The 19610-nt window shown below is 55.7% G+C and carries 14 protein-coding genes; 13 read left to right on the top strand and 1 reads right to left on the bottom strand.

Annotation, left to right across the window (positions count from 1 at the left end):
* Nucleotides 1-6 precede the first annotated feature (6 nt).
* From C5Y83_RS23210 to C5Y83_RS23260, 11 genes are all read left to right on the top strand, one after another.
* The gene (locus C5Y83_RS23210; protein WP_158262483.1) at nucleotides 7-912 is read left to right on the top strand and encodes a RimK family alpha-L-glutamate ligase; all 906 of its coding nucleotides are present in this window, start codon (nucleotides 7-9) and stop codon (nucleotides 910-912) included.
* Nucleotides 894-2582 (top strand): fatty acid CoA ligase family protein, encoded by a 1689-nt coding sequence (locus C5Y83_RS23215; protein WP_105332186.1) that lies wholly within the window; start codon nucleotides 894-896, stop codon nucleotides 2580-2582. The genes C5Y83_RS23210 and C5Y83_RS23215 overlap by 19 nt, the downstream gene beginning before the upstream one ends.
* A gap of 61 nt (nucleotides 2583-2643) precedes the next feature.
* On the top strand, nucleotides 2644-3573 hold the full coding sequence (locus C5Y83_RS23220; protein ID WP_105332187.1) for an MJ0042-type zinc finger domain-containing protein: 930 nt from the start codon (nucleotides 2644-2646) through the stop codon (nucleotides 3571-3573).
* A 39-nt stretch (nucleotides 3574-3612) separates the two neighbouring features.
* On the top strand, nucleotides 3613-4665 hold the full coding sequence (locus C5Y83_RS23225; protein ID WP_233207339.1) for an NAD-dependent epimerase/dehydratase family protein: 1053 nt from the start codon (nucleotides 3613-3615) through the stop codon (nucleotides 4663-4665).
* Nucleotides 4666-4729: 64 nt separating this feature from the next.
* Nucleotides 4730-5983 carry a beta-ketoacyl-[acyl-carrier-protein] synthase family protein gene (locus C5Y83_RS23230; RefSeq protein ID WP_105332188.1) on the top strand — a complete coding sequence of 418 codons (1254 nt, stop codon included), beginning with the start codon at nucleotides 4730-4732 and terminating at the stop codon, nucleotides 5981-5983.
* Between the two features lie 26 nt (nucleotides 5984-6009).
* Nucleotides 6010-6261: an acyl carrier protein gene (locus C5Y83_RS23235; protein ID WP_105332189.1), complete on the top strand. Its 252-nt coding sequence runs from the start codon at nucleotides 6010-6012 to the stop codon at nucleotides 6259-6261.
* 250 nt (nucleotides 6262-6511) lie between these two features.
* Nucleotides 6512-7903 carry a phytoene desaturase family protein gene (locus C5Y83_RS23240; protein ID WP_105332190.1) on the top strand — a complete coding sequence of 464 codons (1392 nt, stop codon included), beginning with the start codon at nucleotides 6512-6514 and terminating at the stop codon, nucleotides 7901-7903.
* A 252-nt stretch (nucleotides 7904-8155) separates the two neighbouring features.
* The gene (locus C5Y83_RS23245; protein ID WP_105332191.1) at nucleotides 8156-9607 is read left to right on the top strand and encodes a phytoene desaturase family protein; all 1452 of its coding nucleotides are present in this window, start codon (nucleotides 8156-8158) and stop codon (nucleotides 9605-9607) included.
* Between the two features lie 31 nt (nucleotides 9608-9638).
* A complete protein-coding gene (locus C5Y83_RS23250) occupies nucleotides 9639-10070 on the top strand; it encodes a 3-hydroxyacyl-ACP dehydratase FabZ family protein (RefSeq protein ID WP_105332192.1) in 432 nt (143 codons plus the stop codon).
* Between the two features lie 38 nt (nucleotides 10071-10108).
* Nucleotides 10109-10921 (top strand): enoyl-ACP reductase, encoded by an 813-nt coding sequence (locus C5Y83_RS23255; protein WP_105332193.1) that lies wholly within the window; start codon nucleotides 10109-10111, stop codon nucleotides 10919-10921.
* A gap of 598 nt (nucleotides 10922-11519) precedes the next feature.
* Complete coding sequence (locus C5Y83_RS23260) at nucleotides 11520-15014, top strand: beta strand repeat-containing protein (protein ID WP_158262484.1); 3495 nt, start codon at nucleotides 11520-11522, stop codon at nucleotides 15012-15014.
* A gap of 104 nt (nucleotides 15015-15118) precedes the next feature.
* On the opposite strand, the gene C5Y83_RS23265 is transcribed toward C5Y83_RS23260, so the two are convergent.
* Complete coding sequence (locus C5Y83_RS23265) at nucleotides 15119-16018, bottom strand: amidohydrolase family protein (protein WP_158262485.1); 900 nt, start codon at nucleotides 16016-16018, stop codon at nucleotides 15119-15121.
* Between the two features lie 201 nt (nucleotides 16019-16219).
* Here C5Y83_RS23265 and C5Y83_RS23270 point away from each other — a divergent pair, with 201 nt between their 5' ends.
* Nucleotides 16220-18088, top strand: coding sequence for a sulfatase-like hydrolase/transferase (locus C5Y83_RS23270; RefSeq protein ID WP_105332196.1), 1869 nt, complete (start codon nucleotides 16220-16222; stop codon nucleotides 18086-18088).
* Between the two features lie 93 nt (nucleotides 18089-18181).
* Nucleotides 18182-19582, top strand: a complete 1401-nt coding sequence (locus C5Y83_RS23275) for an AI-2E family transporter (protein WP_105332197.1) — start codon at nucleotides 18182-18184, stop codon at nucleotides 19580-19582.
* Nucleotides 19583-19610 lie beyond the last annotated feature (28 nt).

Below are 19610 nucleotides of genomic sequence, written 5' to 3' on the forward strand. Positions count from 1 at the left end.
CGCCGCATGAATTCAACCGACACGCTGCCCCGCGTTGGGGTGCTTGCCAACGAAGATAGCTGGTATTTCCAAGATCTGGAACGCGCCGCCCAGGGGCTTGCCGACGTTCAGCGGATTGAGTTTACGTCCCTGCAATCCAGGATTGGAGGACCGGAGACGATCAGCGCCGAGTCGTTAATCTCAGGCCAGTACGATGCGATTGTCGTTCGTTCGATGCCACCCGGTTCGCTGGAGCAGGTCGTCTTTCGGATGGATGCCTTGGCGGGACTCGAACGGCAGGGCGTGCTGGTGGTCAACCCGCCCAAGTCGATGGAACTGGCGATTGATAAGTATCTTTCACTCTCCAAACTAGCCGAAGCGGGCTTTCGGGTTCCTGAGACCCATGTGTGCCAAACCTGGCAAGACGCCGTGACGGCGTTGGAACAACTCGGTCCTTCGGTGGTCGTGAAACCGATTTTCGGTGGAGAAGGGCGGGGGATCATGCGGGTCGATGATCCGGACCTAGGGCATCGCGTGTTCAAAACGCTCGAGCAGATGGGACAAATCATCTACATGCAGCGTTTCATTCCACATCCCGGGTATGATCTGCGGGTGATGGTCCTGGGTGATCAGATGTGGGGCATGCGGCGTAGCTCGGCGGACAATTGGCGAACCAATCTCAGCCGCGGCGCGACTGCCGCACCGGAATCGATCCCCGGCGAAGTCGCCGAGGTGGCTCAAGCGGTGATGAAAACATTGGATCTTTCGATCGCCGGGCTCGACTTCTTGCCCGATGGGGAAGGGGGCTGGTACCTCTTGGAAGTGAATGCGGTACCAGGCTGGAAAGGGCTGTCGGCAGCATGTGAAGTCGATATCGCCGCCAAGTTGATCGATTACGTGAGGGAAAGGATTGCATGTCGGAAGCCACACTGACTACGCCTGTCTTCAATGTTGGTCTCTTGCTAGACGAGATCGCTCAGACACGTCCGGATGGCGTCGCCATCGCGGTGCCTGGTAAACGAAACAAGGATGGCAGCCGAAAGTACGATACGATCACGTTCGCTGGCCTGGCTGAAGACAGTACAAAGGTCGCCGCTGGCCTCGCGCAAATGGGGGTGACACCAGGGACGCGACTGGCTTTGATGGTGCGGCCGGGAATCGATTTTGTTTCCTTAGTGTTCGCCTTGTTTAAAGTCGGGGCGGTTAGCATCTTGATTGATCCGGGGATGGGCAAGAAGAACGTTCTTTCCTGCCTCGATCAGGTCAAGCCAAAGGGATTCGTGGCAATTCCGATCGTGCACGCGGTTCGTAAGCTGTGTGGTCGACGCTACAAGGAATCGACGTTCAATGTGACCGCAGGCAAACGTTGGTTCTGGGGTGGGGCGACGTTGGATGAGTTGCGTAAGACCGAGGTAGGCGACTTCCGTCCGTTTGAAGCGGAAGCAGACGATCAAGCCGCGATCATTTTCACGTCTGGCAGCACCGGTCCGCCGAAGGGAGTGGAGTTCCGTCACGAAGGGTTCCGCCGCCAAGTGCAGTTCATTCAAGAGCGATACGAGATCCAACCGGGCGAGGTCGATGTGCCTGGCTTCCCGTTGTTTGGGCTGTTCAACAGCGCGATGGGAGTGACGTCGGTGATTCCGGAAATGGATTTCAGCCGCCCGGCAACTGTCGATCCGAAGAATATCCTGGAAGCGGTTGGCGATTGGGAAGCAACCCAATCGTTCGCTTCGCCAGCGGTGTGGAACGCGGTGGGGCAATTTTGCGAGCGGGAAGGGCTGTGGATGCCCAGTCTCAAACGCGTACTTTCGGCCGGGGCACCGGTTCCTCCGCATGTCTTGAAACGGATGAAAGCGGCCGCGCCCAACGCCGAAATGTACACACCGTACGGAGCGACCGAGGCCTTACCGGTGGCGTCGATCTCGGCCAGCGAAGTGCTGGGCGAAACGATCGAGCGATCGCGCGAAGGGGGCGGCACGTGCGTTGGCAGTCGTTTCCGCGGGATTGACTGGCAAGTGATCGCGATCTCGGACGAGCCGCTCGATACGATCGATCAGATTCAACCGCTTCCCCGGGGCGAGATCGGCGAGCTGATTGTCCACGGTCCGGTGATTACGCATCGCTACGCCACCAGCGAGGAAGCGACCCGTTTGGCGAAAATCCACGATGGCGACGCCATATGGCATCGCATGGGGGATGTCGGTTATCTCGACCAACAAGATCGCTTCTGGTTTTGCGGGCGAAAATCGCATCGCGTCCTGACGGCCGAAGGAACGATGTTCACGATTCCGGTCGAGTCGATCTTCAACACGCATGAGAAGATCTTCCGTAGTGCCCTGGTCGGTATTGGGCCGGAAGGGGCAAAGATACCCGTGGTGATCGTCGAGCCGTGGTCTGGGCAGTATCCTAATACGCCGGAAGAAATTGACGCCCTATTGGACGAACTGCACGAGATCGGCAATAAAAACCCGCTTACGCAGCGAATTGAACATTTCCTGCTGCACCCCAACTTCCCGGTCGATGTCCGGCATAACGCGAAGATATTCCGCGAAAAGCTGACGATCTGGGCCGAGGATCGCCTGGATGCGATTTTGCCGGGGTAAACTAGCAATAGACTGCCCGGATTTGATCTCGCTCGTCTGACCGAAAAGGCTTGTCCCACCCATGCATTTGAAGTGCCCTCACTGCTCGACCGTGCTGAATGTTACCTCGCCGGCGGGGACCCAGGTTCAATGTCCCACCTGCCAGGGCGTGTTCATGGTGCCCCAAGCCACGCCACAAGTTGGGCCCGTGGTTACGCCAAAGGCGACTGGCAGCCGAGCACCCGCCAAGCCTGAGGCCACCGGCACGGAAGAAGGGGACGCCGAAGCCGACGGAACGGGACGCGAAATCCCTTGGAATGCGATCATCAAGACGGGCTACATCGTTTTTGGCAGTTTGTTTTCAGCCGCGGCTCTGTTTTTGATTTACCTGTTTGTCACGGCCAACGTTGGCGATCCCGAAGAGGTTGTGGTCGACGAGAGCGATTTCAATCGAGGCAATCAAATTCAGGAACGTATCACCCAATCGGAGACGGGTGAGAAATACATCAAGTGGATTCCCGCGAAGAATTCCGCCACCATGGAAGGCTTCAAAGTGAAGGTCAACCACGTCGATTGGGGCGAAGTTCGAGGTCGGGATGAACGGGGCGAGTTGGTCACTTCAGGCCGTCCGTATATCAATGTCTACTTGGAATTATCGAACCGATCCGATAAGACTTTCCATTTCGAAAGCTGGTACGGCAACGTCTTCACCTCGCCGAGTGGCGCCCTGAGAACGGCACAGATTTCGGACGATAACAAGCGGACCTTCGATCCGATCATGTTCGATGACCTGGCCGATTTGAAATGGTGGACGAAGGAGAAAACCTTCGTGCCGCTGGAAGAGGGAACCGACGTGATCGTGTTTGATGTTCCGGAAGACTTCGATCCGGCCTCGATCGAGAACCTTTACCTCGACCTGCCAGGCGAAGCGGTCACACGCGATGGAGCGAGTTCGGCAATGAGCGGATCGTACCGTTTCCAGATTCCTAAATCGATGATTCAAGGCCTCTAGCAGACTGTTGAGTTTCTCAGATCGGCTCCGTTCTTGAGATTGAAGCAGAAAATCAACCGACTGCTAGTTGGTAACTACGCGGAGCAATACTTGAGCATGCTGGTCACCGGCGGAGGAGGATTCCTCGGCCGCTACATCGTTGAGCAGTTACTGGAACTGGGGGAAGAAGTCCGCGTTCTCAGCCGGCAGCGCTACCCAGAGCTCGAGCAGTTGGGGGTCGAATGCTTCCAAGGCGATCTCCGAGACAAAGAGGCCGTGGAGAAAGCGGTTCGCGGCTGTGAGGTTGTGTTTCATGTCGCTGCAATTGCTGGCATCTGGGGACGTTGGCCCGACTATTACGGGATCAACGTGGAAGGAACCCAGAACATTATTGCGGCCTGCGAAGCTTGGAACGTCGAGCGACTGGTTTACTGTAGCAGTCCCAGCGTGACCTTCGACGGCACTGATCAAAAAGGGGTGAACGAATCAGCCCCCTATCCAGAAATGTGGCTGGCTCATTACCCGCATTCCAAGGCACTCGCCGAACAGATGGTGCTGGCCGCCAATCGGCCTGGTTCGCTGCTGACGTGTGCCCTGCGACCCCATTTGATCTGGGGGCCACGCGACCAGCATTTGATTCCGCGCCTCATTCAGCGTGCGAAAACAGGCAAGTTGCGGATTGTGGGTGATGGTAAAAACTTGGTTGATATGGTTTACGTCGAGAATGCCGCATCTGCCCACATTCAAGCCGCCGGAGCGCTGTTGATCGCTCCAGATCAGGTTGGGGGCAAGGCCTACTTCATTACGCAAGGGGCTCCTGTCCGCCTGTGGGACTGGATCAATGACATTTTGGCGTTGGAGGGGCTTCCCCCGGTTCGCAAACGGGTTTCGGCAAACGTTGCCTATTATGCCGGTGCGATGATGGAAACGGCCTATAAAATGGTCGGTCGAATGAAGGAAGAACCACGGATGACTCGCTTCCTGGCGAGGCAGTTAGCGACCCATCATTATTTTGATATCTCCTCTGCACGTCACGACTTGCAATATGCACCCAAAGTCTCGACGGAAGAGGGGATGCGTCGTCTGGGCGAGGAATTGGCTTCTCGCAGGTGACTTGTCAAGCTTCCTGGGAATCGGTAGCTTGAACGGTTTCCGTTAAATTGCCGAGGATGGGCAAATGATTGCCACTGCCGAACAACTACCCGATTCGCAACGCATTGTCATCACGGGCGTCGGTCTGACCGCTCCGAACGGCAATTCGTACGTGGAGTATCGGGAAGCGTTGTTAAACGGCAAAAGCGGTGTCTCGAACTACGAGATTCGTTACATCGGTGAGACACTGGCCGGCCTCTGCAATTACGAAGCAACCCGCTACCAAAAGAAGCGTGAGATCCGCCGCGGAACCCGCGCCGGAAGTGTAGGCATTTACTGCGCCGGTGAAGCGATTGCCGATAGTGGGATCGATTGGGAAAACACCGACAAAAGCATGGTCGGCGTTTACATCGGCGTGACCGAACATGGTAATGTTGAGACCGAAAACGAGGTCTACAACATCAAAGGTTACGACTACGACACCTCGTTTTGGTCGCACCACCACAACCCACGCACGGTCGCCAATAATCCGGCGGGTGAAATTTGCCTGACGATGGGAATCGTCGGCCCGCATTACACCATCGGGGCTGCATGTGCCGCCGGCAATGCGGGGCTGATTCAAGGTGCCCAGATGTTACGGTTGGGCGAATGCGACCTGGCATTGGCCGGGGGCGTCTCGGAAAGCGTGCAAACGTTCGGCATCTTCGCAGGTTTCAAGAGCCAGGGAGCCTTGGCCACGCACGAAGATCCAACGAAAGCGTCGCGTCCGTTCGATACCAAGCGAAACGGCATCGTTGTTTCGGAAGGTGGCTGTATTTATACACTTGAGCGGTTATCGGACGCCAAAAAACGCGGTGCAAAGATTTACGGCGAACTGGCCGGTTACGCGATGAACACCGACGCGACCGACTTTGTGCTGCCGAACCCCGAACGGCAAGTGCAGTGCATGAACCTGGCTTTGAAGCGAGCCGGGATGAATGCGACCGACATCGACATTGTCAGCACGCACGCCACGGGAACGACGTTGGGCGATCAGCAGGAATGCACCGCAATCCGCGAGGTATTCGGCAAGAGCGAGACGACGTTCATCAACAATACCAAGAGTTTCATCGGTCACGCGATGGGTGCCGCTGGGGCACTCGAGCTTTCCGGCAACTTGCCGGCGTTTACGGACGGTGTTTGTCACCCGACGATCAACGTCGACGAGCTCGATCCGGAATGTGCGATCGATGGGTTGGTTTTGAATCAACCACGAGAACTTGGAAACGTGAAAGCTATTCTGAACAACTCGTTCGGGATGCTTGGAATCAACTCAGTAGTAATCATTAAAAAGCTTTAGACGACGGTCGAAGGAGCCACATCGGGATGACGCCAGGAGAAATCCGTGAAGAGATTTTGGACATTTTGCGGGACATCGCTCCGGATGACGACATCACGGATATCGACGACGATAAGCCCTTCCGTGACCAGTTGGAACTCGACAGCATGGACTTCCTCGACATCGTGATGGAGCTCCGCAAGCGCCATCGCGTTCAGATTCCGGAAGAGGATTATCCGGAATTGGCGTCGATGACCAGCACGGTCACCTATCTCGAACCGAAGATGAAAGACCTGTAAGCAGGGTCGCTGCCCAACAACCATTGGGTGCGAAATCCAATGTAGGGTGCGTCTCGACGCACCAAGCCCTGCAAAGCAGCCAATTCAAGCCTATCCGCGTGGTAACGCAGCCACGCGGCGGTTGCCGACATGCCTCTGGGCAGGTTCTGGTGCGTCGAGACGCACCCTACTTTTTCAAAACCCCTCACGCCCTCTTCCCTTGGGGGCGTTGAGACCAGAAGCTGGACGTTAGAAGGGCTATCTCGTCACCATGTATGACACGATCATTATCGGCGCTGGCATGTCCGGACTGGCGGCCGGAATTCGCTTGGCCTATTTCGGTCAAAGTGTCTGCATTCTGGAACGGCACAACACGATCGGCGGATTGAATTCGTTCTATCGCATGGCTGGCCGCGACTTCGATGTTGGTTTGCACGCCGTGACCAACTTCACCCAGAAGGGCGAAAAGAAGGGCCCGCTGGGGCGGCTGCTACGCCAGCTGCGATTCAAGTGGGACGAGTTCGCGCTTTGCCCGCAGTTGGGCTCGAAGGTGATGTTCCCCGGTGTGGAACTAAAGTTCGACAACGATATCGAGTTGCTGCGAAGCCAGATTGCCCAACGATTTCCCAAGCAGGTCGATAACTTCGATCGCCTACGCGGACAGATCATCGACTACGATGACATCACCGCGGAAAACTATGCGGGTTCGGCGCGTGCTCGCCTGGCCGAGATTATCTCCGATCCATTGCTGATCGAAATGCTACTGTGTCCTCTGATGTGGTACGGCAACGCCCGCGAGCAGGACATGGATTGGGGCCAATTCTGCATCATGTTCCGCAGCATCTACATGGAAGGGTTCGCCCGACCGCTGAAAGGTGTGCGGCTGCTGCTGAAAAACCTGGTCAAGAAATATCGCGAACTGGGCGGCGAGTTAAAGCTTCGTACGGGTGTCTCTTCGATCAAGATCGAAGATGGCAACGCCGTTGGCGTGACGCTTGATGACGGCCGACAAATCTCTGGCCGCAAAGTGATTTCGTCCGCAGGTTGGTGGGAAACGATGCGGATGTGCGAAGAGGGGATCACGCCACCTCCGAGCGAACCCGGCCGATTGAGCTTTGTCGAAACGATCTCGGTAATCAAGAAGCAGCCAGTCGAAGTTGGATACGACTCGACGATCGTCTTCTTCAACGATTCCCCGACGTTCCACTGGGTAAAACCGGAAGACGACCTGTGCGACGTCCGAACGGGCGTCATCTGCTCGCCGAACAACTTTGATTATCAGGACGGCGCCAACCTGGACGAAGGTTTCCTGCGTGTGACAGCGCTGGCGAATTACGACCGCTGGACCGACTTATCGGAAGAGCGTTATCGCTTTGAGAAGAATCGCTGGTACGACTTGATCAGCGACAGCGTGGTTCGCTTCATCCCAGAATTTCGCCGACATGTGGTGGCGGTTGATATGTTCACGCCGAAGACGATCCATCGTTACACCTGGCACAAGAATGGGGCGGTGTATGGCGCTCCAGAAAAACATCTCGACGGCACCACGCACCTCGAAAATTTGTATATTTGTGGTACCGATCAAGGTTACGTCGGCATCATCGGCTCGATTATGAGCGGCGTTTCAGTTGCCAATCGATATTGCCTGAAAGATGCCGCGTGACGGAAGTACGTTCCACGCCACTCACCGCCTGGGATTTCAAGCCCAGCGCCGTCCCCTCGCCCCCGAGGGGAGCTGGCCAGAGTGAGGGGGGATAACTTGCACCACGACAAGCCATCGGAAGAAATCCAGAAACTGTTTTCTTCCTGACTACGACACAACCTAAATAGCACACGTTCATTGCTTCGCCCCCCTCATCCTAGCCCTCTCCCTGGAGGACGGGGACGAGGGGACCAGAATGCCAATAGGTAAATCATGCCGAAAGACTTTCTCAAAGACACGCAAGACGAATACGACGTTGTCGTGATTGGTAGCGGGCTGGCCGGTTTGACCGCGGCCAACACACTGGCTCGCCAGGGACGGAGCGTGTTGTTATGCGAACAGCATTACAAGCTCGGCGGTATGGCAACCTGGTTCAAACGACCGGGGGGGCATATCTTCGACATCTCGCTGCATGGTTTTCCGATCGGGATGATCAAGAGCTGCCGTCGCTATTGGACGCGCGAGATCGCCGACTCGATCGTACAGTTGAAGAACATTCGCTTCGACAACCCGATGTTCTCGCTGTCGACAACGTTCAACCGCGACGACTTCACGAAACTGCTGATCTCAGAGTTCAAGCTGCCCGAAGAAACTGTCAAGGCGTTCTTCGATACGGCCCGCGGCATGAACTTTTACGACGATCAGGGAATGACCACGAAGGAGTTGTTCGCCAAGTTCTTCCCAGGCCGGGAAGACGTGATCCGCTTATTGATGGAGCCGATCACCTATGCCAACGGCTCGACATTGGAAGATCCGGCGATCAGCTACGGGATTGTGTTCTCGAATTTCATGAGCAAGGGGGTGTTCACCTTTGAAGGAGGCACCGACCGCTTGATTCAGTTGATGCACGCCGATCTCAAGAAGTCAGGCGTTGATGTACGCATCAACGCTGACGTCGAGAAGATCAATCTCGAGAACGGCAAGGTGAACAGTATCGTCGTCAACGGTAAGACGATTCGCTGCAAGTCGATTGTCTCGAACTCGAACTTGAAGCTGACGATTTTCAATCTGATTGGCGAGCAATACTTCGACAAGAAGTTCATCGACGAGGCCAAAGAGGTGCGGTTAAACAATTCCAGCACTCAGGTCTACATCGCGATGAAGCCGGACGAACAAATCCCGGAAGAAACGGGCGACTTGCTGTTCAGCAGCACGGCACCGACGTTCCGTACCGATTTGCTGTTGAGCCGCGACATCACGAGCCGAACCTATTCGTTCTATTACCCGCGAACCCGTCCCGAAGGTCGGCCCCGATCGCTGGTTGTCTCGAGCACGAATGCTCGGTTTGAAGACTGGGCGAATTTGTCGGAAGACGAGTACAAGGCCAGCAAAGACGACTTGGCCGAGACGACGCTCGACGCACTCGAGAAGTACGTTCCGAATGTTCGCGAGCGAATCGATCATGTGGAGGTCTCGACACCGAAGACGTTCCAGCACTACACCAAGCATTCGCTCGGTTCCAGCTTCGGGACGAAGTTTGAAGGGTTGGCCGTCAGTCGGGCATTGCCGGAGCAAATTCCTGGTCTGTACCACGCTGGCAGCGTCGGCATCATCATGTCGGGCTGGCTGGGTGCGATCAACTATGGCGTGATCGTGGCGAACGATGTCGATTCGTTCCTGATGAAGTCGTCGACGCCATCGCAAATGGTCGACAGCCCCAACTAGAACTCCCGAATCAATCATCTCAGGAACCACCATGGCGAATCCTGCTATCGAAGCAGCTATCCCGCATCGCGGACCGATGCTGCTGGTCGACGAAGTTGTCGAGCAAACCGAAGATCGCATCGTTTGCAAAAAGACCTTCACGCCGGACGAGTACTTCTTCCAAGGTCACTACCCCGACTATCCGCTGGTACCGGGAGTGATCTTGTGCGAAGCGACGATGCAAGCAGGTGCCATCTTGCTATCGAAATTCGTCGTCGAAGGGGAAGGTGTTCCGGTTGCCACGCGGCTGAATGAAGTGAAATTCAAGAAGATGGTTCGCCCAGGCGACTGCATTGAGATGGATGTGAAGCTGAACGATCGTTTGGCGGATGCCTTCTTCATGACCGGCAAAGTGACCGTGGGTGGCAAGCTGGCAGTTCGGTTCGACTTTGCTTGCACCGTTGCCAAGATGCAATTCGACTAATCGACCTGCGACAGGTCTCGACGCAATAGGTTTCACGCGTGAACGACTTTCTGAAACTCGCTGGCAAGAACATCGTCGTGACCGGCGTGGCGAACCGCAAGAGTGTCGCCTGGCACATCGCCAAAACACTGGAAGAAGCTGGTGCGACGGTGATTTACATCGTCCGTAGCGAAGCCCGCAAAGAGTCGACCGCCAAGCTGCTGGCCGATCGGCAGGTGTTGGTGTGCGATGTCGAACGTCAGGAAGAGATCGATCGCGTTCGCGACGAACTGAATGCTTTGGGAACCACGATTCATGGCTTGGTACACTCGATCGCGTTCGCTGACTATTCGGAAGGGATGAAGCCGTTTCACGAAACGACCAAGGCCCAGTTTCTGCAAGCGGTTGACATCTCTTGCTTCTCGTTGGTCAAGCTGGCCAATGCGATGAAGGATGTTTTCGATCCCGACGCATCGGTAGTGACCATTTCGATTTCGACCACCCGCATGGCCAGTGAGAACTACGGCTTCATGGCCCCCATCAAAGCGGCTTTAGATTCGTCGCTGGCATTTTTGGCGAAGAGCTTCAGTGCGTTCTCGCGCGTGCGATTCAACGCAGTTGGTCCTAGCTTGCTGAAGACCTCCGCCTCAGCGGGCATTCCCGGTTATGTCGATGCCTACTTGTTTGCCGAACAAGCGATCCCACGCAAATCGGCCGTCACCACGCAGGAGGCTGCGGACGTGGCAGTGTTTCTACTGAGCCCGCGTTCTAGTGGCATTCAGGCCCAGAACATCCCTGTCGATGCCGGCATGAGCACCAACTACTTCGATCGCGACATCATCCGCGGCGTGCTGTCGCAAGACGGCGAGTAAATAGGAAGTTCTTCCATGTCTTGTCCCCTCTCCACGGTCTGCGGGGGAGAGGGTTAGGGTGAGGGGCCTGTCGTCCGGTTTGCTGATAAGCAGAGTGCCGGAAGAATGCGTCTCGACCCACCAAATTTGCTAGATGTTCTTCGCGCCACTCCGTCTACCACTTTCGTGGTGCTGCTATCACATGACATTTGGTCAAGTAGGAACGAACCTGAGCAAGATTTGCTCACTTTTTTTCGTGCTACCTGAATGCATCGAAGCGTATTGGCATGTTGATAAGCAATCAATGCGGATCTTTTGATGAGCTTTGCGAAAATTCTTCAGAAGTACGTGCATTACCGTGTCATTCGCTTCTGAGGGAAACTTCGAAGTTGGTTCGAACGAAAAGTCTCCTTGGATTGGTAGCGTTCGCATTCATCAGCACGTTGCGATCGCGCAAGCATTGGGAGATCGAAACCGACGATGCTGTCACCGTGGAAAGTTGTCAAAAACTTTTCATCACGGTGGAATTCTCTCAAGTCGAGCGGACAATGCCCCTCGTAACCGACCACGCATGGGAGCGAGGTCGAACGATTGCCCATCAGACTTACGGAGATTCTCAATGCGGTTCAAACGACCCCGGTTTCAATCCTCTTTCGGGGAGCAACTGGAAGATCGCAGCATGTTGAGTGGAACTCCGCTGGACTTGGATTTGTCAGCGGTTCCCACGCAAACCGTGTTCGCCGGCGAGACACTGAGCTTCAACCTCGGTGAACTCGGCGCCACGGTCGGCGAAGGGGAAGGTGGGCCAGGGACGGTCATGTATCAGCTCGATCCAGATGCCGACGAGCGACCGGAAGGAATGTCGATGACGTTCTCCGGTGATTTCCAATGGACACCAACTGCAGAGCAGGAGGGTCTGTACAGCGTTAAGATTATCGCCGTCGAGAACGGCAACCCGATTAATGCCGACGTCGAAGAACTGATGATCGACGTTCGTGTCGGCCGCCCGGTGGTCGACTTGAACGGAGAAGAACAGGAAGGTGTCGACTATGACGCCGTGTTCCAGGTGGAGCACGGCCCTGTGAACGTGGTGAGTGGCGATGTTAGCGTTTCCGACGAAAACGACGACCTGCTTCAATCGGCGACCATCACGCTGACGAATCCCCTCGACGGAGCGGATGAGGGTCTGTCGGTCAATGTGGAAGGGACCAATATCAATGTCGAGTACAGCGAAGGTTCGATCCTGCTCACCGGCGAAGACACAGCTGAGAACTACGCGCAGGTTCTTCAAACTCTCACGTACGACAACGCCAACTCCGATGCCGATCCCACATCGCGAATCGTTGAGATCTCGGTAAGTGACGGCGAGTACGAGAGCACCGTGGCCACGGCCACTATCGCTGTGAATCACGCCCCTGATTTGCAGCCAATCGAGGATCAATCGATCGAAGCAGGCCAAAGTGCTGAGGTCGTGATTACGGCGACCGATAAGAACGAAGGGGACGAACTGTTCCTGTTGCTCGATGTCGAAACACCGGAATATGTGACGCTGACGCAAGAACCAGGCACGTGGGAAGCCACGCTGGGCATTGCCCCAGGTGCCGATGTCGAGCCAGGCGAGTATGTCATCCGCGTGATGAGCATCGATCAACATGGCATGGCCGATGCCGAATCGTTCGTACTCACGGTTTCTGCGGCTGCCAATACGGCGCCGACGATTTCTTCGGTAGATGACCAGTCTATCGATCAAGACGCTGCAACCGATCCGTTGGCTTTTACCATCGGTGATGCCGAGTCCGCGGTTGAAGATTTGATCGTCAGCGTCGAATCGGACAATCCAGCACTCGTCGATCCGGCTGGGATTATCGTTACCGGTGAAGGGGCGGATAAAACGCTGGTTGTCACTCCTCTAGCAACAGCGACCGGTACGGCAAACATCACCATCTCGGTTAGCGACGGTGAAGAGACCACGACTGAATCGTTTCTGCTGACCGTGAATGAGGTGATGGCGAACACCGCTCCGACGATCACCTCGGTCGACGATCAGTCGATCGACCAGGACACAGCGACTGATCCGTTGGCATTTGCGATTGGTGATGCGGAATCTGCCATAGAGGATCTGATCGTTAGTGTTGAGTCAGATAACCCTGCCTTGGTCGATCCAGCTGGGATCATCGTGACCGGGGAAGGGGCGGATAAGACACTGATCGTCACGCCACTCGCAGGCCTCACCGGTACGGCAAACATCACCATCTCGGTTAGCGATGGTGAAGAGACGACAACGGAATCATTTCTGCTGACGGTAAACCAAGTCGTCGCGAACACGGCGCCGACGGTTACGTCGGTCGATGACCAAACAATCGACCAAGACTCAGCGACCGATCCGCTGGCGTTTACCATTGGTGACGCGGAATCTGCAGTTGAAGATTTGACCTTCAGCGTCGAATCGGACAATCCAGCACTCGTCGATCCGGCTGGAATCCTTGTCGCTGGGGAAGGTGCGGATAAGACACTAATCGTTACACCACTCGCAGGCCTCACAGGCACGGCGAATATCACCATCTCGGTTAGCGACGGTGAGGAGACGACGACTGAATCGTTTCTGCTAACCGTGAATGAAGTGGTGGCGAACACCGCTCCGACGATCACTTCGGTCGAGGACCAAGCGATCGATCAAGATTCGGCGACCGACCCGTTGGCGTTCACGATTGGCGACGCAGAATCCGCGATTGAAGATTTGACCGTTGTTGTTGAGTCAGACAACCCTGCTTTGGTCGATCCGGCTGGAATCATCGTCACGGGTGAGGGGGCGGACAAGACGTTGATTGTGACCCCGCTCGCAGGAACGTTTGGTTCGGCGAATGTCACGATCTCGGTTAGCGACGGTGAAGAGACGACCACCGAGTCGTTTGTTCTCACGGTGAACGAGGTGACCGCTTCGCCGCTGGCGGAGTTGGATAGCTATGCTACCGACGCAAATACGCCGTTGTCGGTCGATCCGGCTGGCGTGCTTACCAATGATACCGGCGATGCATTGTCGGTCACCGAGGTGAATGGCGACGCCGTGAACGTTGGAAATCCGGTTGAACTGACTTCCGGGGCCACGGTAACCATCAACGCCGATGGCAGCCTGAGTTTCGACCCGGCTGGCAAGTATGCTTCCTTGGCCGAAGGAGAATCGACGGTAGAAACGGTTTCTTATACCGCCACCGATTCATCCGCAGGGACCGCAACCGCGGACGTCGAGATTTCGATCACCGGTGTCAACGACGCTCCGATTGCTACCGACGATGCGTATGCCACCGAATCGGACACCGCACTCTCGTTGACAGTGACCGGCGTATTGGCGAATGATACCGATGTCGATAATGGCGACACGATGACCATCACCGCCGTGAATGGTGTCGCGGAAGACGTCGGGCAAACGGTCGAATTGACATCGGGCGCGTTGCTGACCCTTAACGCCGACGGAGGTATGACCTTCGACCCGAATGGTCAATTCGAGGATCTGGCTGAGCCAGCGAACGTTAGCTTCAGCTATACGATCGCGGACTCGCATGGCCTGACTTCCGAGGCAACGGTTGTGGTTACTGTATCCGCACCGAGTGGTGTCGCCAACGAGAACGCGGCTCCGATCAATTCGGTGCCAGGTGAGCAGGCTACTGACAACGATACGCCGCTGGTCTTCGATGCAGCTGGCGGAAATGCGATCACGGTTTCCGACATGGACGCCGGTGACGCGATGGTGGAAGTCACCGTCAGTGTCGACAACGGAGTGCTGACCTTAGCCAACGGATTCGAAAGTTTCCGCCATAAGCTGCTAGGCTCGATCGATCAGATCAACTCACTGCTCAACGGCCTGGTCTACACTCCGACGGCTGGTTTTGAGGGAACGGCGACGCTGACCGTCGTGACTGACGACCTTGGAAATACGGGCTTTGGTGGTGCGAAGGCGGACGCCGATAGCGTGCTGATTGCGGTGGCTGCGGCAGCCGCGACCGGCGGTGTCGAGGGAAGTGCCGATGCTCCTGCTTCGGAAGGGGACAGTGTCGACTCCATCGTCGGAAGCGACGATGATTTGGACGATCTGTTCAATCCTTGTCACTTTGCCTAAGACAACGCCGGCCTAAATTGGCCTCGGCAAAAAGTCACGATCCCTGAGGCGGGGAGGATTGCATCCGTGGTCCTCCTCGTTTTTGGTTCTTGCTTCCCCTGATCTTAGATGTGGTAGACGGCCAGGGCGTTCTCGCGCCACAACCGTGATTGATGGTCAGCTGACCAGGGCGTGATGATCTGCGTGAGGGCTGCGACCCAATCTTGCAGCGAGGCACCCATCTTGCAGACCGGCCAATCGCTGCCGAACACAATCCGGCTTTCACCAAACGCCTCGGCGCAATGTTGAACAATCGGGCGCAGGTCGTCCGGGTTCCATTGGTCCGGTACGCGCGCGACGATGCCAGAAATCTTACAGAATAGATTCTCTTGTTCGGCCAACGTGGCCATGTCTTGTCGCCACTGGTCGGCGTCGTGATCAGGCGTCCCACGCCGTGAATCGTTGCTTGGGAAGAATGCTTTCGGATCGGCATTGCCGCAATGATCGAGCACGAAGCGGGTTTGCGGACAGGCCTCTGCCAGACGCGCGGCGTCTTTTAGTTCCTTGGGGCGAATGCAGAGATCGAACGTTTTGCCAAGCGACCCGAGATAGCGACAGTTCTCGATGAATTTGGGTTGCAAGCAGTAACCAGCGGGCGTACTGCCCCCATGCAGCACTTGGCGGAATCCCTTGACCGCGTCGTTTTCGCGAAACTGATCGACGAACTTGCGAAACCCGTTCTTACCAGGATCGGCCGACAGAATCGCGTAGCGAGTCGTAGTCTTTCCGGAAGTAATCAAGCCAAGAATTGTGTCCGCCTCGCGCTGCTTCTGATCTGCGGCAGCGTCGACTTCCATGTACATCGATGCTTCGATATTCAGTCCCTCGGTGGCCTTGGCATATTCCTCGGTCCAGTGTTTACCCGCCAAGGGAGGTCCGGCTCCGTTGAGCCAGGGAAGTTCCAGTTTGGCCAGATCCCAAAGGTGTTGGTGCGTATCGATAATCGCAGGGCTTGATGTCGGCATGATCGAGGTAAGCAGGGTAGGGGACGCGAAGGGGGATTTCCGAGCCCGCATTCTGAAACAGTTGGGCCCCTGCGGCAAGAAAAAATTGGTTGTCTGAGAAAAATGACAAGCGATCTCAAAGGGGGTATGATAAAAGGCCTCTTCGATCACGCTTCGGCGAACATTCCTCGATTGCCCCAATCCTAGTACGCGAGATTCCCCATGTTGCGATATTTGTCGGTTCTGCTGCTCGTTGTCATCAGTTGCCACTGGGTGGCTGCCCAAGAGAAGGACGAGGCGCCGCGGCCGAATATCTTATGGATTACCAGCGAAGATAACGGACCGGAGCTGGGCTGTTACGGCGATAGCTACGCTGACTCGCCGAACATCGATTCGATCGCGGCGAAGGGAATGCGTTACAAGCGAGCCTGGTCGAATGCCCCCGTGTGTGCGCCAGCTCGTACGACGATCATTTCAGGCATCTATCCGCCAGCGACTGGTGCCGAGCATATGCGAAGCAATACCGTGCTGCCGGCTGATGTGCATATGTTCCCTTACTATTTGCACGAAGCGGGCTACTACTGTACGAACAATTCCAAGGAGGACTACAACCTGGCCAAAGAAGGTTTCGTATGGGATCAGTCCAACGGCAAGGCTCACTGGCGAGGTCGCAAGGAAGGGCAGCCGTTCTTCGCGGTGTTCAATTTCACGACAAGTCACGAAAGCCAACTACGGAAACGTCCGCACACGCTAGTTCACGATCCAGCGAAAGCACCGATCCCGGCTTATCATCCTGATACCCCGGAAGTGCGTCACGACTGGGCGCAGTACTACGACAAGATCACCGAGATGGACAAACAGGTCGGCAAGGTCTTGGCCCAACTCAAAGAAGATGGCTTGGACGAAGATACGATTATTTTCTATTACGGTGACCACGGCAGCGGCATGCCGCGCAGCAAACGTTGGCCATATGATTCGGGCCTGCATGTCCCGATGATCGTCCATGTGCCGGAGAAGTTTAAGAAACTGGCTCCTAAGGATTATGAAGTTGGCGGCGAATCAGATCGCTTGGTCAGCTTCATCGACCTGGCACCAACCGTGCTAAGCCTGGTCGGCATCGAGCCGAAGCCGTGGATGGATGGGGATGCATTCATGGGGCCATTCGAAACTAAGAACCCTGAGTACATGTATGGTTTCCGTGGTCGAATGGACGAACGGTACGACATGGTTCGTTCGTGCACCGATGGTCGCTTTGTCTATATTCGCCAGTTCATGCCGCACAAAATTTACGGTCAGCACATCGATTACATGTTCCAGACACCGACGACCCAGGTGTGGAAGAAGCTGTACGACGAAGGGAAACTGAACGCCGCGCAAAGTCATTTTTGGGAGACAAAGCCCGCCGAGGAACTATACGATCTGACGACCGACCCGGACGAGGTGAACAACCTGGCCGACGACCCGGCCTATGCCGATCAGCTCGAGAAGATGCGGTTCGCGATTCATCAGTGGCAGCAGGAAATCCGCGATATCGGCTTCATGCCGGAAGCGGAGATCCATTCGCAGCGTGGTGATCTTTCCCCTTACGAACTGGGGCACGATCCGAAGCGTTACCACCTGGCCCGCGTGCAAGCAACCGCCGAAATGGCGGCTCAGCGAAGCCCTGATTTCCTGCCGAACCTGATGGATGGGCTGAAATCGGACGATATCACGGTTCGATATTGGTCGGCTCTGGGGATCCTGATGCAAGGGGAACCAGCGATCGGCCAGTCGCGAGAAGCCCTGCGTGGAGCTTTGGAAGATTCGTCGAAAAGTGTGCGTTGTATCGCGGCCGAAGCATTAGGACGCTACGGAAATAAAGAAGACGTGAAGTTGGCCCTCGATCAACTAGGGGAGATGGTCGACCCGACGAAGAACGGAGTCTACGTGTCGATGCTGGCACTCAATTCGATTGATGCCATGGACGAGCGAGCAAAACCGCTGGCTGAAACCCTGAAATCGACGCCCGATGGCGCGAAACAAGCGCCACCTCGGATGGGAAATTACGTCAATCGATTACTGCAGGAACTATCTGCGGAATTAAGCAAGTAGTTGCCAGCCGGCTCCAACCCATTGCACGGCGCCCCCGTTCGCGGGAATAATGACGTGTCGGAACGCCGTGTCATTGGGAACTTAGGAGCATCAATGAATCAAGAAGGATTGTCGGTCAAGAAGCTGACGGAAGAACAATCGTGGCTTCAAACCGGCGCGCTTCTCGTGTTGGCTTTCATCGCGTTTTCCTTCGGCCTGTCGTATGCGCGGGCCGTTCTGGTGCCGTTTACGCTGGCCCTCTTTCTCAACTATTTAGTTGCTCCGGTCGTCGACTTTCAGATGATCCGGTTGAAGTTCAGCAAGTTCGTTTCGGTCACACTGACACTCTTGATGGTGGTGTTGGTGTTGGTGCTGATGACACTCTTGGCACTTTCTGTGATTCAGAATGTTTCCGAAGTGACCAATAACCGCGTCTTTATGGGCAAGGTTCAACAGGCCTTCGAACGACCCGTGAACTGGGCGTTTGGCATTCTTGAACAGATGGGCATTGTTGAAGAAGACGAAGGAAGCGGGAACGATGCCCCTGTCCTGCCAGAGACCGAAGACCCGGCCACCGGCAAGCCCGTCATCACGAAAGAGGATGCTCCGGACGTTGCCGACGTGAATCTGGAGGCCCAGATCGATCCTCCTAAGAAAGAGCCCGATCCAGAGCCCGTTTTGCCGTTGCCAGAGGATGAGGAGGCCCCGTCGGAAGATGAAGGGAACGATCCTCTCGGTTTGGAAGATCTGCCAGCTGATGATGCGACCGATGAGGAAAGTGAATCCGATGCATCGGAAGACGATACTGGCTTGGTGGTCGGCACCAAGAGTCAGAAAGATCGATTTCGGCAACTCATCACACTTGTGTTGCGACAGATCGACCTGGCGGTTGCCAGTTGGGCCGGGGTGACACTGCTGAACATCTTAAGCAGCACAATCCTGACGTCCATCTTCGTTGGTTTCATGCTGGCTGGTCGTGATCCGTACAAGATCTCGAAAGGCATTTATGCCGAGATCGATCAGAACGTTCGGAAATACATTTCCACCAAGTTCTTCATCTCGGCCGTTACAGGTGTGCTAGTCTGGATTTTGCTATCGATGATGGGAATGCAGTTCGCTTCGATGTTTGGGCTGTTTGCGTTCTTTTTGAATTTCATTCCATCGATCGGTTCGATCATTGCAACGTTCTTGCCGCTGCCGATTGCCTTGGTGCAGTTCGGTGACTCGCCAATGATGGTCGCCGCGGCGATCCTTCTGCCTGGCAGCGTCCAGATGGTGATGGGGAACGTGATCGAGCCAAAGATCATGGGAGATGGCCTCCAACTGCACCCCGCGACGATTCTGCTGGCGCTTGCCTTCTTTGGCATGTTGTGGGGACCGGTTGGCATGCTTCTGGCTGCACCCATCACGGCCAGCGTGCGAATCGTTTTGATGCGATTCAAAACGACGGAGCCAATCGGACGTCTTATGGCCGGTGTGTTGCCGGAAGAAGACGAACATATCCATCACATGTAAGCAGTGCTGGCCCTCTTCGATTTCGTGC

This window comes from Blastopirellula marina (assembly GCF_002967765.1).
GTDB classification, from domain to species: domain Bacteria; phylum Planctomycetota; class Planctomycetia; order Pirellulales; family Pirellulaceae; genus Bremerella; species Bremerella marina_A.

Excerpts from the sequence above, each read along its gene's own strand:
- C5Y83_RS23275 (WP_105332197.1), top strand. The coding sequence starts at position 18,182 with ATGAATCAAGAAGGATTGTCGGTCAAGAAGCTGACGGAAGAACAATCG.
- C5Y83_RS23230 (WP_105332188.1), top strand. The coding sequence starts at position 4,730 with ATGATTGCCACTGCCGAACAACTACCCGATTCGCAACGCATTGTCATC.
- C5Y83_RS23220 (WP_105332187.1), top strand. The coding sequence starts at position 2,644 with ATGCATTTGAAGTGCCCTCACTGCTCGACCGTGCTGAATGTTACCTCG.
- C5Y83_RS23245 (WP_105332191.1), top strand. The coding sequence starts at position 8,156 with ATGCCGAAAGACTTTCTCAAAGACACGCAAGACGAATACGACGTTGTC.
- C5Y83_RS23270 (WP_105332196.1), top strand. The coding sequence starts at position 16,220 with ATGTTGCGATATTTGTCGGTTCTGCTGCTCGTTGTCATCAGTTGCCAC.
- C5Y83_RS23265 (WP_158262485.1), bottom strand. The coding sequence starts at position 16,018 with ATGCCGACATCAAGCCCTGCGATTATCGATACGCACCAACACCTTTGG.
- C5Y83_RS23240 (WP_105332190.1), top strand. The coding sequence starts at position 6,512 with ATGTATGACACGATCATTATCGGCGCTGGCATGTCCGGACTGGCGGCC.
- C5Y83_RS23260 (WP_158262484.1), top strand. The coding sequence starts at position 11,520 with ATGCGGTTCAAACGACCCCGGTTTCAATCCTCTTTCGGGGAGCAACTG.
- C5Y83_RS23215 (WP_105332186.1), top strand. The coding sequence starts at position 894 with ATGTCGGAAGCCACACTGACTACGCCTGTCTTCAATGTTGGTCTCTTG.
- C5Y83_RS23210 (WP_158262483.1), top strand. The coding sequence starts at position 7 with ATGAATTCAACCGACACGCTGCCCCGCGTTGGGGTGCTTGCCAACGAA.
- C5Y83_RS23250 (WP_105332192.1), top strand. The coding sequence starts at position 9,639 with ATGGCGAATCCTGCTATCGAAGCAGCTATCCCGCATCGCGGACCGATG.
- C5Y83_RS23235 (WP_105332189.1), top strand. The coding sequence starts at position 6,010 with ATGACGCCAGGAGAAATCCGTGAAGAGATTTTGGACATTTTGCGGGAC.